This window comes from Vibrio sp. SSH13-20, assembly GCF_040104475.1.
Lineage (GTDB): Bacteria > Pseudomonadota > Gammaproteobacteria > Enterobacterales > Vibrionaceae > Vibrio > Vibrio harveyi.
In genome coordinates, this window is the sequence record NZ_JBECOU010000040.1 from 1 (window position 1) to 1,063 (window position 1,063).

Annotated in this window: 1 rRNA gene; it reads right to left on the reverse strand. The window is 53.9% G+C overall.

The features are described from left to right. A 16S ribosomal RNA gene (locus tag ABMY42_RS26325) occupies nt 1-1,063 on the reverse strand; the annotation flags it as partial.

Genomic DNA, 1,063 nt, shown 5'->3' on the forward strand with positions numbered 1-1,063 from the left:
GCCCTCTGTATGCGCCATTGTAGCACGTGTGTAGCCCTACTCGTAAGGGCCATGATGACTTGACGTCGTCCCCACCTTCCTCCGGTTTATCACCGGCAGTCTCCCTGGAGTTCCCACCCGAAGTGCTGGCAAACAAGGATAAGGGTTGCGCTCGTTGCGGGACTTAACCCAACATTTCACAACACGAGCTGACGACAGCCATGCAGCACCTGTCTCAGAGTTCCCGAAGGCACCAATCCATCTCTGGAAAGTTCTCTGGATGTCAAGAGTAGGTAAGGTTCTTCGCGTTGCATCGAATTAAACCACATGCTCCACCGCTTGTGCGGGCCCCCGTCAATTCATTTGAGTTTTAATCTTGCGACCGTACTCCCCAGGCGGTCTACTTAACGCGTTAGCTCCGAAAGCCACGGCTCAAGGCCACAACCTCCAAGTAGACATCGTTTACGGCGTGGACTACCAGGGTATCTAATCCTGTTTGCTCCCCACGCTTTCGCATCTGAGTGTCAGTATCTGTCCAGGGGGCCGCCTTCGCCACCGGTATTCCTTCAGATCTCTACGCATTTCACCGCTACACCTGAAATTCTACCCCCCTCTACAGTACTCTAGTCTGCCAGTTTCAAATGCTATTCCGAGGTTGAGCCCCGGGCTTTCACATCTGACTTAACAAACCACCTGCATGCGCTTTACGCCCAGTAATTCCGATTAACGCTCGCACCCTCCGTATTACCGCGGCTGCTGGCACGGAGTTAGCCGGTGCTTCTTCTGTCGCTAACGTCAAATAATGCAGCTATTAACTACACTACCTTCCTCACGACTGAAAGTGCTTTACAACCCGAAGGCCTTCTTCACACACGCGGCATGGCTGCATCAGGCTTGCGCCCATTGTGCAATATTCCCCACTGCTGCCTCCCGTAGGAGTCTGGACCGTGTCTCAGTTCCAGTGTGGCTGATCATCCTCTCAGACCAGCTAGGGATCGTCGCCTTGGTGAGCCATTACCTCACCAACTAGCTAATCCCACCTAGGCATATCCTGACGCGAGAGGCCCGAAGGTCCCCCTCTTTG